Genomic DNA, 14,312 nt, shown 5'->3' with positions numbered 1-14,312 from the left:
CGTATTCACCTGGAAAATGCAGAACTTCCAAGACCCATATCCGAGGCTTATTATATGTCTGTTCATGGACGGCAATTAAGCACAATGCCCATTGTAAGGTATTTTATGAAAGACTTTTGGCAGATGGAAAGCCTAAAAAGCTGGCATTGATAGCCGTTTGTAATAAGCTTTTGAGAATCTGTTTTGGGGTTGTAAAGAACAAAACGAATTATCAACCAAATTATCAAAAAGATTTTAAAATTTTAACCTGAATAATTTGCTTTTTAACATAGAACATCGGGGCTAGGGTTTTAGCTATTCATTTAAATAGTTGGTGAAAACATCAAAACCTGTTTAAATTTTAAATTATTCAGAAAAGTCATTTTGAGCAAAATAAAGCGAAATCAAAACATATGAAACACCTGAATACCAAAGTATTATTTATTCCTTATACTTCAAAAAATTCCATTCAGGATAAAAAAATTAGATAAAATTCAAATAACTTTTCACTTTACATAACAAAACAGACCGCCTCAAAAGCAGTCTGTTTTTCATTCAAAATAAACGATCAAATTTACTTCGGTATACTTCTCATCAAAGGATTGACAATAGACTGGCATCCGTTAATCGTCACAGGAATATACTGTACTTCACCCGCAACACAGTTACTTCGATACACTTCAATTTTTAAATATAAATTATTCATTTTACTGTAATTTTTATACATTTTATTCAATTTAAAATTTAAAAGATTTTGTAACGGATTTCCAATGACAGTTTCAATCACAGAATTTAGAATATCTTTCCATTCCGTAATATTTCCTACCGAATCTTTCTCTGCATAAGCAAATGATAAATGATAAGACGTACAAGGTTCCAACAAATTAAACGTTACCGGATTTGATAAACACAACGACTGTTCATCTTGTTCCAGATCAAAATAAGGCAAAACAGAAACGTCATACACATACGTTTTACTTCCCAAAAGATTCGCCGAAATCACATTATTTAAACGAAGTTCTACACGGTCGAAAGCTGCCCCAATTCCATCTAAAATAATTGCCGTTTTCTGTGAAGCCTGATTGGCAATCAACTTTAATAAATCTAATTTTACAATCTGAGAATCTGAAGCACTTACCTCATCTCCTACAGGCATATCTCCCAAATAACGCTGAATTGTAAAACCTCCAAGCACATTTACATCCAAAATAGGCAATCCCTCAGAGCTCATCACAATTCTTACTTTGTCTCCCGGTCGGGCAATTTCTTTAAACTTTACGGTAAGAACCTGCTTATTCAAAACTCCTAGAGAAGTATTAAAAATAGCTGCCGTATCGTAATTCGGGGTTCCGTGTAGTACCGACGAACTATTATTTATCGCATCTGCCGCAAGATAAGGATACAAAACACCAGACAAAGTAGTGGCAACGCCTAATCCCGCATCCTGAACGCCATACAAAACATCTTTTGCGGAATGATTCAAAAGCAGAGCTGAGCTAGAATTTCCGGGAATTTCTGCACTGCTTACCGAGATATTGGCTTCACAAGCCTGAGCCTGCGTCAACGGAATTCTGTCATCAATATACATTCCGTATACTCTGGCAGAATTAAAAAGTCCCAAAATGCTTCCCATTAAAATTCTTACTCCGCCATATTCTATCGCATTTCCTGAAGCATCTTTAGGGATAAAAGAAACATCTACGGTATTATTTCCAACCAATAAATTCAAAAGATCCAATTCGCCAATAGATTTTACTGGACCAACAGGATTTCCGCTCTTATCTAAAGTTTGAAGCGTAATTCCGCCTAATAATTGCAAAACGCCGTAGTCTTGTCCGAGTTTAATCGTCATGGGAGTTCCTGCCGGAATCGGGCTCGCAAACGCATTCGAAAAACCAAGATCTAACCAAGAATTTCCTATTCCGGCTAATGAAATTGCATTAAAAATAGTGGCATACGTAGAAAGATCATTGTCGATTGCTTTTTCACTATTCGTGCTTCCTCCCGTTAAAATGGCGCCTGTGCTTTTCAGATTGGCCATTCTTTGCACATATCTGTACTCACATTCTTGCCTGTCATACACGAAAACCGTAACTCTTTTCACAATATCACAATTTCCAGCGGCATTTACAGATTTAGCATAATAATTATAAGTTCCTATTTTGGGGAAGTTAATCGTTTGACCAGTTACTTCCTGATTCGTAATTTCATCATAAATTCTTACCCCTATACTTCCCGGTAACTGACTCTGATAATTTGCAGTGCTAAAAGTCGTTGAAGCATCAGCAATTCCATCAAAATTTGCATCCAAAGGCAGGCTAATACTTGTATTGCCGGTAATCTTGTATTCTTTATTTTCCACGGCAGTGAAAGAAGTATAATCGCTTGAGCAATATCCGGCATCGGTTAATCCTTTAATATAATAAGTTCCGAGTGGCTGCCATTTATTGGCTTGTTTTTCAGCAACAGTTTTAAAAGGAATTTCTTTTTGATTGCTGTCTACGACTATATATCCGTCGAAATTTGCATTGTAATTTGGAATGATTTGAGTAATATCAAATTTCCTTGTTCTTATGTTATTATTTAAAAACTCAAAAGAGCAAACCTTTTTTATTTCAGGCATATCATCTACGAAAGCAACGTCGTACACACGAATATCTTCTGCATTAATCAGGTTTACAGAAAGCGGCTTAAATATTCTGATTCCTACTTTATCAAAAGGGATAATATTTCCTGCTGCATCTCGCGGAGCAGCCAGAAAACTGAATTCTGCATTGTTTTGATTAATTAAACCTAAAAGATCCAACCCTAAAACATTAGAATCCAGCTTCAAGGAAGAAACTTCCTGTCCGTCTTTATAAAAAACCACCGAAGATTGGCTTGCGACATCTAATTTTAAAAGCCCCGAAGGAATGCGAACTTTCAATCTAACTGCTTTGTCGTGAACTGCTTTGGGCAAATGAAAAAATTGCTCAACAGTTCCCGAAGCATTCAAATTTAACAAAGCCGTAATCCCGATCTTCGAAAACGAAGTAAGATCATTATCTATAGCCAAATGTGCATTAGTTACAGGTTCAGAATTAATTAAACTTAATAATCCTCCGCCCGCTGTATAAGACGTTAATAAGGAAACGTTACAATCTGAAACATCATTTTTAAAATAATAAGAATCATACACTTTAAAATTGTTGACCCCGCCAAAAAGTAATGAAAAAGAAGTTTTATCATTTATTTCAATGGTTTTTACGGCTTCTTTTGGATAAAATATAGCGTAATAATTTTGAGCGGCATCTTTTGCAATGGTAATTTTATCCTGATTAGCATTAGAATTAGTTGTAGAAACAGAGATCACACTATTTCCGGCTGCATTTTTAAGATTAAATGAAGTTACGTGCTCGCCTCCGATCACCACTCCTAAAACTCCTTTTAAAAGATTCCCCAAACTTCCACCTAATAAGGCATCTAAAAGTCCGGTTTCATTGGAGTTTACTTTCATGTAAAATTTAGAATTCGCCGGAACATACGCTGTAGAATTGTTATATTCCATTGTAAGCGTTCCTGAATAGCCTAATAATCCCAAAGCCGTTCCTCCGTAACTATTGATTTGTGCGAAAGTATTTACATCTGCGTCATTGGCGTTTGCGGGGCTGGTGACATTAGTTCCGGATGAGGTATTGGGTCTTACTTTCTCTGTGGTTTGACTATTATACAACCCTGAAAACAATAAGCAAACGAGGAGTATAAAGCCTTTGTTAATCGTATTTTTCATATTTTTCAATTCAAAATATTTCATTATTTCAATACGAAAACAATGTTTACAAAAGAATAATCTGTTCCGGTTCCGATAACGTCATAAGTAAGAATGCCATTTTCATCAATACTTAAATTTGCCATCGATGTATTATCATAATCAGTCACATAATAATAAAGTTCATTAGCATTTGGAATATTGCCAATGGTATCCGGCGCATTCGTACTTTTTACAAAAGTGGTTCTTGTTTCTGTCCCTATACTCCCACCAGTTGTAGAATTGGCTACAAATTTTTTATTGGTGAACTGAGCCTTATATTCCGCATATAAATTTCTTCTTAATCCCGTTCCTGGAGATGAAGTGTTGAAAACAATGGAAGGCATATAAAAAAATTTAATCGGCGAATCTAGATTGGTGTTGAGTTTCATCCATCTTCCTTCACCATTTAGATTGGGCTCGAAATAATAATACCCTGCTGATTTTACATCTGTCGTTTTACCACTTGCATCTGAAGTTACTCCAGAAGTAACGTAAACTAAACTAGCCTGTTGGTCACCAGAATAGATAAGATCTTTTGCTTTCAGTTCGTCTCCCGTTAATCTTGGCGGAATAATCCCTTCCACAGAAGTTGAATTTCCTGATTCTTTTACATGTAAAGTAGCTTTTGGCTCTGGTGTATTAATCCCTACTTGAGCTGATAAAGTAATGGTTGTAAGTAATCCGATGAGTGTGTAATAGGTTTTGTTCATAACATTATTGATTTATAATTTTTGCTAATAATCCATCAATCAACAACAAACTAAAATATACATTTAAATAATAATAAATCTCTAAACAGTGATTATAGCCACAAGAAAATATCAAACTCTTTTCGGAGTTTGTCATTTAAAATTGGAAATATTCACATTAGAATTCTTTTTATCACGTGTTATGACAAAAAAGTAATTAGTGGAGAAAATATAGGCAGAATTATATCCGTTGGGACATAAGATGTTTATTCCTTTGTATCATGGTAGTTTGTTAGTTTTCGCTGCTAAGATAATTATTTTTATTAACAAAATACAATTAAACACGCTTTATTATAGAAAATTTTACACAGTTATAACAATTAATTTGCATAAAATAAACTTTGATTGAAAATTCAAAAATAATTATAAAGTCTTTTTAAATTTTATCTAGAAGTTTTTGCTGTTTTAATGAATTAATTTGTAACCAAGCATTAAACAAATAGCACATTGATATTTAAAGTTTAAAAATTTGTTATAAAATCTGTTTAAATTATTTTCAATTTATTCATTATAGAAATTAGAATGACAAAATATGATAGAGTTGGCGAATTTCCTAGCCCTGATTGAAGTATTTGTTTGAGCTCATTTTATATATTTCGGCGCGGCAGCGAAGCTGCCGCGCCGAAATATATAAAATAGCGAGTGCGGAAAGCAGGAAATAGCTTCAAAAAAAAAGACAATTCGATAAAATCAAAAACTTACTCAATCTCCTTAATCAAGCGAAAAGTAAGATTAATTCTTGGTTTTATTATCTTCAAAGACTTCGCAATTCTATGCTCCCAGTTTTGCTGCAGATCGCCTTTCATAATCAATAAAGAGCCGTGATGAAGTGGTAAACTATATTTTTTTTGATGGTCATCAACCTTCCTGAAATCAAAATTTCTTGTCTGTCCCAGACTCACAGAAGCGATAACCGGCCGATTGCCCAATTCGCTTTCTTTATCGCGATGCCATGCTACGGAATCATTTCCGTCCCGATACAAATTCAACAAAACGGAATTGAATTTATAGCCGGAAAATTTTTCGATTTTAAGCTTTAAGTTTAATAATTCCGGCGACCATTGATTGACCAAAAATTTATTCTCACCTAAATGGTAAAATTTATTTTCATTGCCGTACCAAGCCGTTAAACGGGGAGTCAGAACCGTTTTATCATACATTTTTTGTGAATTCTGCTTCCAAGGCGTTTCTTTCAGAAGTTTTTCTTCCAGCCTTGAAGCTTCTTTTTCGGATAAAAAATGGTTGGTGTATTCTAATAATTCCTCCGGAAACTGGTAAAAATCATCGGAATTGAATAAACTTAACTGACTCACTATTTTTAATTGAATTTATTTTTCTTTTAGATCTTTATTGATCCGTTTTTCTGCATTTTTCGCTTTCTTCTCCTGAGCTTCCCTTATTTTACGTTGCTCTCTTCTCGATTTTTTCTCTGCTCTTCGTTCTTCACGAATTACTTTATTCGATTTCTTGTTATAAAGCGCATCAATAATCCCTTGCCCTGTTTTGCTGAAAATCTTCACTTTAGGTTTTTCGTGAGTTCCTGTTACTACGATTGGAAAACCAATCCATCCGCCGGGCGGCAGCCCTACTCTCACCTGAAGATCCAATAATCCGTTAAAGCTTGTTGTTCCGCTGATCGATGGTCTTAATACTGAAACTTTAAACGTGAATTTATCTACATGAATCAAATTATTTTTGATATGTGTCTCAATATTCACACCTTTCATATCAGGATCATTAAAGGCTTTCGAACCAATATTATCTCCCACCGCAGAAAGCATTCTCAGATTTTTAACCTCAACATCACGAAGATTGACAACTCCACCACCTTCCAAAGAAGGATAAATCGGTGTCATATTTTTATCAAAATCTCCTTTCAGTTTATAATCCAAAGATACAATTCCTTTTACATTTTTCGCAGCGGTTGCCATCTCACGAACCATATCAATTTCTTTATACGCTCTCTGAACATCAAAATCCAACACTTTCAATGCTACATCATAATTGGCAGTTAACGGAGATTCATCCTGATAACGGGCATCAATATTCATGCGGCTTCCAATAATATCAAACGAGGTATTTTTAAGATAAACCTGCCCTTTATCTACAGAAGCAGTACCTTTAAGATGATTTAAACCTAACCCTTTAAACTCAACTTTTTTAGCATTAGCGACTAAAGATACATCTAGATTTTTCGGAATAATAACCACTCCACTGCTTTTGGGATTTTCAACTTTAGCATATTCTACATCAATAGATTTTTTAGAGTTATCACCTTCTTTCAACGCCATAAATTCATCAATCAGGATATAATTTGAGTTTAAATTAAACTTTCCATGAAGCGTCCCTTTTCGTTCTATAAAATAATTAATAGTGTTCAAAAGATAGCCATTCAAAGCAAAATCTGATTTTCCATAAGTGGCAAAAAATTTTCGAAACCACATTTTTTCATTCTCAAACTGGAAATTTCCTTCCTTAATAAAAAACGATTTAGGTAAATATTCGGTGGTGGCTTTTATATTTTTTAAAATTAAATTCCCTTTATTATCCAATTTACTGTACTGCCCTTTCGTGGCATAACTTTGTCTACCGTTTAAAGATAAATCGGCCATAATTAAACCACTAACATCGAAGCCTTTTTTAGCAAAGACTTTATAAATTCGACCTACATTTAAAACGCCTTTTGCACGAACTTTATATAAAACGTCTTCAAAATTTTGCAAATCTGCATTTACAAACACAGGATTTCCTTCAAAATCAAACTTAAATGGATCCAGCTTTATGCCAAGACTTTTGAAAGTACCGTCAGTATTGATAATATTGGCAACCAAATTAATATTCTGAATCGCATTCGGGTAATATTTTGTTTTTAACCAACCATTTTTCAGGTTTAAATAACCATTCGTTTTAGGGAATAATTTTTTGTCTAAACTAAAGATTCCATCCGCTTTAATATTGGTATCCATCAATCCTCTTATATCAATATCTTTCAATCCTAAAGCTTCATCCAAGGTTTGAAGATTCACCGCACCTTTTACATCGGCCTTTATTTTCATCTCGTTAAGACCTTTAGTCGTTACAACTGCTCTGAAATTATTGTTCGGACCAAGATCAAAACTAAGTTTTTTCAAATCAATTCCAAGTTGTTCTGTGTCTAGCGATGGTAAATCTACATTCAGATCCATATTTAAGTTATTCATCGGAACCGGAGCTTTTCCATTGGAAACAAAACCATTTTTTACCAATAAACGGGCTTTTAATCGCGGTTTTAGATTTTTAGGTTCACTAAAACGTCCTTTTAAATGAAAATAAAGATCACTATTTCCTTCAATCTTAGTATCTTTTGCCCAATCGAGATATTGCGGAGGCAATACAGAAATCATTTCTCGAATAGTTGTTTTTTCTGATGCAGCCTGAATATCAAGATTATACCCATCTTTCAAAATACTTAAAAAACCTGTAAACTTTAAAGGCAATTCATTGATTCTTAATTCGTTTTTTCTCAAAACGAAGGTTAACGCATTGGTATTGATTCTGGTGATTAAATCTGCATGTAAAGTTTTCTGTTTAGCGTAATAAATTCTGTCTAAACTAAAATCAAGCTTATTAATATCGAGATTGGTTTCAAGATCGAAAATATCTTCACTTAGACCTCCTTTTCCTGTATAATTGAGTCCTTTAGCATCAACCAAAACTCTTGCAGAATGATCGTTATATTTTACATTCCAGTTCTTAAGCTTAATTAAATCTAGTTTTATGGAAGTTCCTGAATCTGCGGTATCTTTCGGTTTATCAGAAGGTTTTGAGACATATACATTGTAATTTGCCTGCCCTTTCGTATTTACAAAAACGTTCGCATAAGCATCCGTCACATATATTTCATCTATTTTTACCTGACGGTCGAAAATGAGACTTTTAAGATTAATTCCTGCCGCTACTTCTTTGGCTGCCAATAAAGTATCTTCTTGAAATGGTTTGGAACCCTTCAACAAAAAATCATCCACAGAAACCGTAAGTGATGGAAAATGTTTAAAAAAGCTTAAATGCGTTCTTTTATAATCGAGTTTACCTGCTAAATGTTTATTGGCAAATATTTTTACCTGCTCCGAAATGGTTCCCGGAAATAAAATCGGAATAATAAACATGAGAAACAAGATGGAGGCAATGGAAATTCCCGTCCATTTCAGAATTTTCAAAATGATTTTCTTAAACCTTTCCATAAACAGATATTTTTGTGATTGATAAATTAACAGCTATCTAAAATCAAGCCATTAAGGCAGGAACATTCGGCAAAAACACCATCAAACCTCGAAATATTAAAAAATAAAACAGGCTTATCTTAAGCGACAGCCTGTTTTTTAACAAGATTAATTTTAAAAACTGCAATCTCAGAAAGCAAAATTTATAAAAAGAAAGGAGGCAAAAAATCCTCCTTTCAAACTAATAACCTAAAAAGCCTATTTGACTTCTTTATATTGTGTGTGTTTTTTTATCTGCTTTTTAAGAAGCGGTTTCCAAGGTTACCTTATATTAAAACAGTTTCATCATTTGTATTGATTATAACTACAGCCTATCAACCATAGCTATAAATGATTTACCTATTTATATAAAAACAAAAATTTAAAACATTAATTATTGTCCATAAGGTAAATTTTATACTACAAAGTAACAATATTGCGAAATAAAATTATCTATCAAAAATGTAGATATATGTCGATGAAATTGTAGATATTTATCGATGAAAAAAGCCAACTTCATAATAAGTTGGCTTTGTATTTACATTGAATTTAATCCGTTTAAGTTGTCCTGTTTTGCAGAACCTCTTTTATCCCTTCCAAACCTTCGCTGAATTGGGTTAAAAGAGAAATTACCTGAACCATTCGATCATTATCACCCAGACCTTTGATCATTTTATTTTTAACAAAAGTCTTTTTTATTTCTTCCCAACGTAATTTTTCATGTTCGGTCATGATGTTCATCATTTCTTTCAGTTTCAACATATTGGATTCCGCTCCCGTGGTCAACGTTTGAGACTCATTTTGGTAATGATTTAAAACAATCTGCACAACCTCATCCTCTTTCAGAATAGGCTGCATCTGTACGATCAGTTTATTCATATTTCGGTAAGAACCCTGCAGTTTAAAGGGCGGTTCGTTACGATAATCGTCTGCCATGGCTGCTGAGGCAATATACTGACTATTCACCTTAAGCACAATATCACGGACTTTCATGGTGTTTTCAAGTACCTTTCTAAAGTCTGAAATCTCGTTTGTGCTAAAATTGCCCAACAGATCAACCGCAGGATTATCTGCCTGCACGGCGTCGTAAAGTCTGTATAAATTTTCCATTCCCGGTTGTGTCAATCGGCTTAAATAATCGTTGGAAGTCAGCGCATTTTCAATTAAACTTAAATCAAATAATTCTGTTTTACTTCCCGAAATTTCCCCTAAATTATAAGTATCGGAACGGTTCGCCAACATATCCGGAATTTTAAACTTCTCCCCGTTTTCTGTGTAAGGATTACCTGCCATCACCAAACAGAAACGCTTAGAACGAAGATCATAGGTCTTACTTTCTCCATTATAAATTCCTTCAATTTTTCGCTGTCCGTCTGCCAAAGAGATAAATTTTTGCAAAAACTCCGGATTACAATGCTGGATATCATCAAGATATAACATCACATTATCAGCCATTTCCAGAGCTAAATTCAACTTTTCGAGTTCCTGTTTTGCTCCGGCATTTTTAGCTTCACTTGGATCGGTTGAAATAATATCATACCCGATCGACGGCCCGTTAATCTTCATAAAAACAAGCCCCATTCTGTCTGCCATATATTCCATCAACGTAGTTTTTCCGTACCCCGGTGGCGAAATCAAAAGCAGCATTCCCATTCTGTCGGTTCTTTTATCATTTCCGACCGTTCCTAACTGTTTGGCCAAATTAGCTCCGATTAAAGGAAAGTAAACCTCACTGATCAGTTTATTTCTGGCAAATGAACTCAGCACCTGCGACTGGAAAGTCTCCAGTTTCAACGATTTTTTCTTGCTGCTGACCCAAGTTGATTTTAATTCCTGAAGCTTTTTGTATTTTGGAACTGTAACTTCGTTAAAATAATCTAAACGCGAAGAAAATTCATAATAATTAAGATGATATTCCACATCTTTTTCTAGAGATTTCAGTCCTTTTAGCGTAATTTCATAAGCAACATGCTGAATATTTTTTTCATTAAAATTCTGAGTTACCAGAAAAGTTGCTGTTTCCTGTTTGATATTTTCGTCAACCGTTAATTCTTTACTGAAAATAAATGCCTGCAAAGCACTTTCTGCAATAAAATAACACGCTGAAGGATGCAGATATAAAGCCTCGATCTGATCTGTAAATTCAAGGTCTTTCCTTTTTTCTTTAAGATCTGAAAAGAATGCTTCATATAAATTTCCAGCTTTTTCAGAAATAATAAAATGTTCTCTGTTTTCCTTTTTAAGATAAATGGCGGCATTCTCAAAATTAGTTTTACTGAAAAAATTACTGTTTTGAGCAAATAATTCTATTTCGGAAGACAATTCATCAACGAGATACTGAAAACCTTTATCTGTGATAAAAGATTGCGAAATAAGCGCCGCTGCCTCAAACTGTTTAGCAAAATAAGCCTTTCTTTTCTGATCCAGAAACTTCCAGAAAAGCTGAGCAACGGAACGCTCCTGAGAAGTAAACCTCATCAGTCCCAATTCGTTATGCATCTGCTGAAGTCTGGTTGTGATCAGCAAAGCATCTTCGTCATGAATTCCTTTTACCAAACCTTCTCCAAAATGTTCCGTCATAAACTGCTGAATCAATTGGCGGTTTTCTTCTTCCACGACGATATTTTTATTTTGGTTAAAAATATTCCATGATAAATATTCGAAGCGTTTTACCTTTTGGTTTTCAGAAATATATTCCTGATTCCAAACTTCTTTATAATCTGAAAGCGCTTCAAAATCGAGAGGTTCGTAAAAGCTTGTTCCAGTTAAATGATAATAATACTGTGCATTTTTAAGCACCATCGTAAGATCAAGCTTCTGGCGATTGACGGCAAATTTATAATCACCTAACGTAATTACATGATCTCCATCTGCATAAATTTCCTTCTTATCTTTCAGTTTTCGTGCAGATTCCTGCTGAGAAGTTTTCAGTAGCGTCTGAATTTCCTCCGCTTTGGCAGAATCTTCCATCTCCATAAGCTGTCGGGCCATATCTCTGACTTTTTCCACCATAAGATCGGTCGCAAAATAGCCGTTGATCTCGTTTTCACTGTCAAAACTTTCGGCTTTGGTCTGAACAGATTTTAAAATCCTTTGTGCAGAATCATATAAATTCTGAGTTCTTTTATTCCTGGATTCTGTAAGCTGAACCCTTTTATTCTGAAAATGACCGTATACCTCTTCTCTTTTTTCTCCGATCTTCTGAATAAATTCTTCAAAATCAACAAACTTGGTTTCCATATCTTCCAACTGAATTGAAAGCTTGGTAAGGTATTCATCACATTTTTCCGGTGTCTGAGAAAGTTCTAAAAAGTTGATGACCGACTGATCAAACAAAGTCGTTTGTGCCTGAAAATCAGCAGAAAGTTCTTTTCCTGAAATTTCTCTTTTTCTTTTTGAAAGTTCTAATCTTTCCTGATTCAATCTTGCAAAAATCAGAGAAATATTTTCGATAATCTGAGTCGACTGTGAGGTATCTTCAATTTTCAGATTGTTCACAATATCTACCAAAAGCTCCAACTGAGCGGACAGGTTATTGATCTCTTCCTCAATGGCTTTTGCATCAATGGCTTTTTCAAGATGAATAATCTGCTCGGTAATCGTCTCTGCACGTTGTTGATAGGGCAACAGCGAGTTTTCCTGCAAAAGGAAAGTGACACAAGCATTAGAAAGTTCTTCCGAACGCTCTGAAAGCGATTTTTCCAAACCATCAAGAATCTCAGTATCGGCATATTTCAGTTCTCTGGCACTGGTAATTTCTCCACGCAGGGCGCGGATTTGGGAGAGCATATCGATATATTCCGTTAATTCAGAATAATGAATTCTCTTTGTATCATCAAGCGTTTTTTCACAGGCTAGCTTTATTTTTTCAATCGCTTCTGTTGTATTTTTCTTTTGCTCCACGACTTTTTCGTATTCATTGATCGCCGAATGGGCAATTTGCCTGATCTCTTTTAAAGGCTGATCGAGATGCTGAATTTCTTCTTCACCCAAAAAGTAATAAGCATCGAGAATCGTGGTGGAAAGCTTAACAATATCATCGTAAAGTCCGCTGTAGGAATCTTGTTTATTCAATAAAGTAATCAGTTCCTGACTTTCAGCCATCACCCGAACGATGTCTTTATTTCCTATTTTATATAATAAATTATCAGATTTTTCAGTATTTTCCTGTAATTCTTTCGAATATGGCGACTGCCAGATCTGGGCAAGATGGTGCTTCGTAGTTTCTACACTTTCCCTTAAATAAATCAGCCTTCCGTCGTGCAGAATTGTATAGCCACTGCATCGAATGGGCGTTTCAATAGTCTGTGTGATGATATTATACGAAATCAGCTGATAATTATTGGTTTTATCATCATAGAAAACATATAAAAAATTTTCACCATTAGGTTCAGGAATCGTTTTCAGATAATGTAACCTGTTTTGATCCTGAGAAATGACCTTTAAACCTCCGGTTTGCAGTGCATAACCATTTGAAAATAAAATCCCCTGACTTTCAGGAAGCAAAACCGCCGCATATTTTAAAGTATCAACCCTGGAAACTGTTTTTTCCTTATGATTATAAATAAAATAACGCTCCGTTTCCTGATAAGGCCTGATTTTAAACAAAACCAGATTCCCCAAATCACAGAAATGAATTTCAGCATCATCCAGATTCTGATCTTTATGAACCACATCTTCGGAATAAATTCCTTTTCCCGTTTCTGTATTATCTTCAATTTTAATGGTAAGATCGCCTCCGATAGATTCCACAAAAACCTTATCTGCCAGAGAAACATGAGGATATTTTCCGTTTCGCTGCATATCGCGGGTTGCTTTCGTCCATATAAAGCCATGTTGTGGCGGATAACTTACTTCCGACGCACTTCTGGAATCGATATAAATAAGCGTATTTTCTTTGATCAGCCATTTGAATGCTTTGATATCCGTCGTGCTTTCAGAAAGCTGGAATACCATGTACAGATAGTTTTCCGTGAAGTAAAAACGGGCAAAAAAGGTATTTCTGTAATATTTATATAAATTTTTGAACTCATCAATAAAAATTTCATCATTGATTAATGAAACATCCTGAGGTTCAAAACGGTTATTATTAATTTTATGAATGGAAAAAACATCGGTAATATTTACTTCAGTCTGCATTCCCAAATGTGCATTGGAACCGAAAATCAGAAGATCGTTGAAAGAAAAAATATCCTTTGCCACACAGCTGTGATCTGTAGAAATTCTTTCGTTGGCAATTAATGAAAAATCGATACCTCCGAAAATGCTTTTACGTTTTTCGTTCAGCTTCTGAAGCCTTTCAACAAGGTCGTTTTTCTGCTCATTCAGACGGTTCTGAATAATTTCGTATATACCGGAATTAAGTTTTTCTGACATAATTTTGGTTTAAATAATTCTGATTTTAAACTAATTGGATTTTAACGCAAAGCCCGCAAAGATTTTTTTTATACTGAATGTTTTTAAGTTCACAAAGGCGTTTCACTTAACTAAGACCGCAAAAATTTTTATTAGTTTTAATTCTGAATTTCATGAAAATTTTTGTTAAAAAAACTCTCA

The 14,312-nt window shown here is 34.5% G+C and carries 5 protein-coding genes and 1 pseudogene; 1 reads left to right on the top strand and 5 read right to left on the bottom strand.

Annotation, left to right across the window (positions count from 1 at the left end; all coding sequences use genetic code 11):
• Positions 1 to 251 (top strand): annotated as a pseudogene (locus ABEG63_RS13015) (hypothetical protein); the annotation flags it as partial.
• A 302-nt stretch (positions 252 to 553) separates the two neighbouring features.
• Here the strand turns inward: ABEG63_RS13015 and ABEG63_RS13010 are convergent.
• The 5 genes from ABEG63_RS13010 to ABEG63_RS12990 all read right to left on the bottom strand — a co-directional run bounded on the left by ABEG63_RS13010 (position 554) and on the right by ABEG63_RS12990 (position 14,132).
• Positions 554 to 3,748 carry a hypothetical protein gene (locus tag ABEG63_RS13010; RefSeq protein ID WP_346585341.1) on the bottom strand — a complete coding sequence of 1,065 codons (3,195 nt, stop codon included), beginning with the start codon at positions 3,746 to 3,748 and terminating at the stop codon, positions 554 to 556.
• A gap of 23 nt (positions 3,749 to 3,771) precedes the next feature.
• Positions 3,772 to 4,479, bottom strand: coding sequence for a hypothetical protein (locus ABEG63_RS13005; protein ID WP_267402770.1), 708 nt, complete (start codon positions 4,477 to 4,479; stop codon positions 3,772 to 3,774).
• Positions 4,480 to 5,216: 737 nt separating this feature from the next.
• Positions 5,217 to 5,831 (bottom strand): alpha-ketoglutarate-dependent dioxygenase AlkB, encoded by a 615-nt coding sequence (locus ABEG63_RS13000; RefSeq protein WP_346585340.1) that lies wholly within the window; start codon positions 5,829 to 5,831, stop codon positions 5,217 to 5,219.
• Positions 5,832 to 5,846: 15 nt separating this feature from the next.
• Positions 5,847 to 8,738: an AsmA-like C-terminal region-containing protein gene (locus ABEG63_RS12995; RefSeq protein ID WP_346585339.1), complete on the bottom strand. Its 2,892-nt coding sequence runs from the start codon at positions 8,736 to 8,738 to the stop codon at positions 5,847 to 5,849.
• 576 nt (positions 8,739 to 9,314) lie between these two features.
• Positions 9,315 to 14,132 carry a DNA repair ATPase gene (locus ABEG63_RS12990; RefSeq protein WP_346585337.1) on the bottom strand — a complete coding sequence of 1,606 codons (4,818 nt, stop codon included), beginning with the start codon at positions 14,130 to 14,132 and terminating at the stop codon, positions 9,315 to 9,317.
• Between the last annotated feature and the right edge of the window lie 180 nt (positions 14,133 to 14,312).

Origin of the sequence: Chryseobacterium sp. C39-AII1, from assembly GCF_039672645.1 — a bacterium.
Taxonomy (GTDB): Bacteria; Bacteroidota; Bacteroidia; order Flavobacteriales; family Weeksellaceae; genus Chryseobacterium.
The sequence above is the reverse complement of the archived record's forward strand: the minus strand, read 5'-3'. Positions and strand labels throughout refer to the sequence as shown.

Excerpts from the sequence above, each read along its gene's own strand:
- ABEG63_RS13010 (WP_346585341.1), bottom strand. The coding sequence starts at position 3,748 with ATGAAAAATACGATTAACAAAGGCTTTATACTCCTCGTTTGCTTATTG.
- ABEG63_RS13005 (WP_267402770.1), bottom strand. The coding sequence starts at position 4,479 with ATGAACAAAACCTATTACACACTCATCGGATTACTTACAACCATTACT.
- ABEG63_RS12995 (WP_346585339.1), bottom strand. The coding sequence starts at position 8,738 with ATGGAAAGGTTTAAGAAAATCATTTTGAAAATTCTGAAATGGACGGGA.
- ABEG63_RS12990 (WP_346585337.1), bottom strand. The coding sequence starts at position 14,132 with ATGTCAGAAAAACTTAATTCCGGTATATACGAAATTATTCAGAACCGT.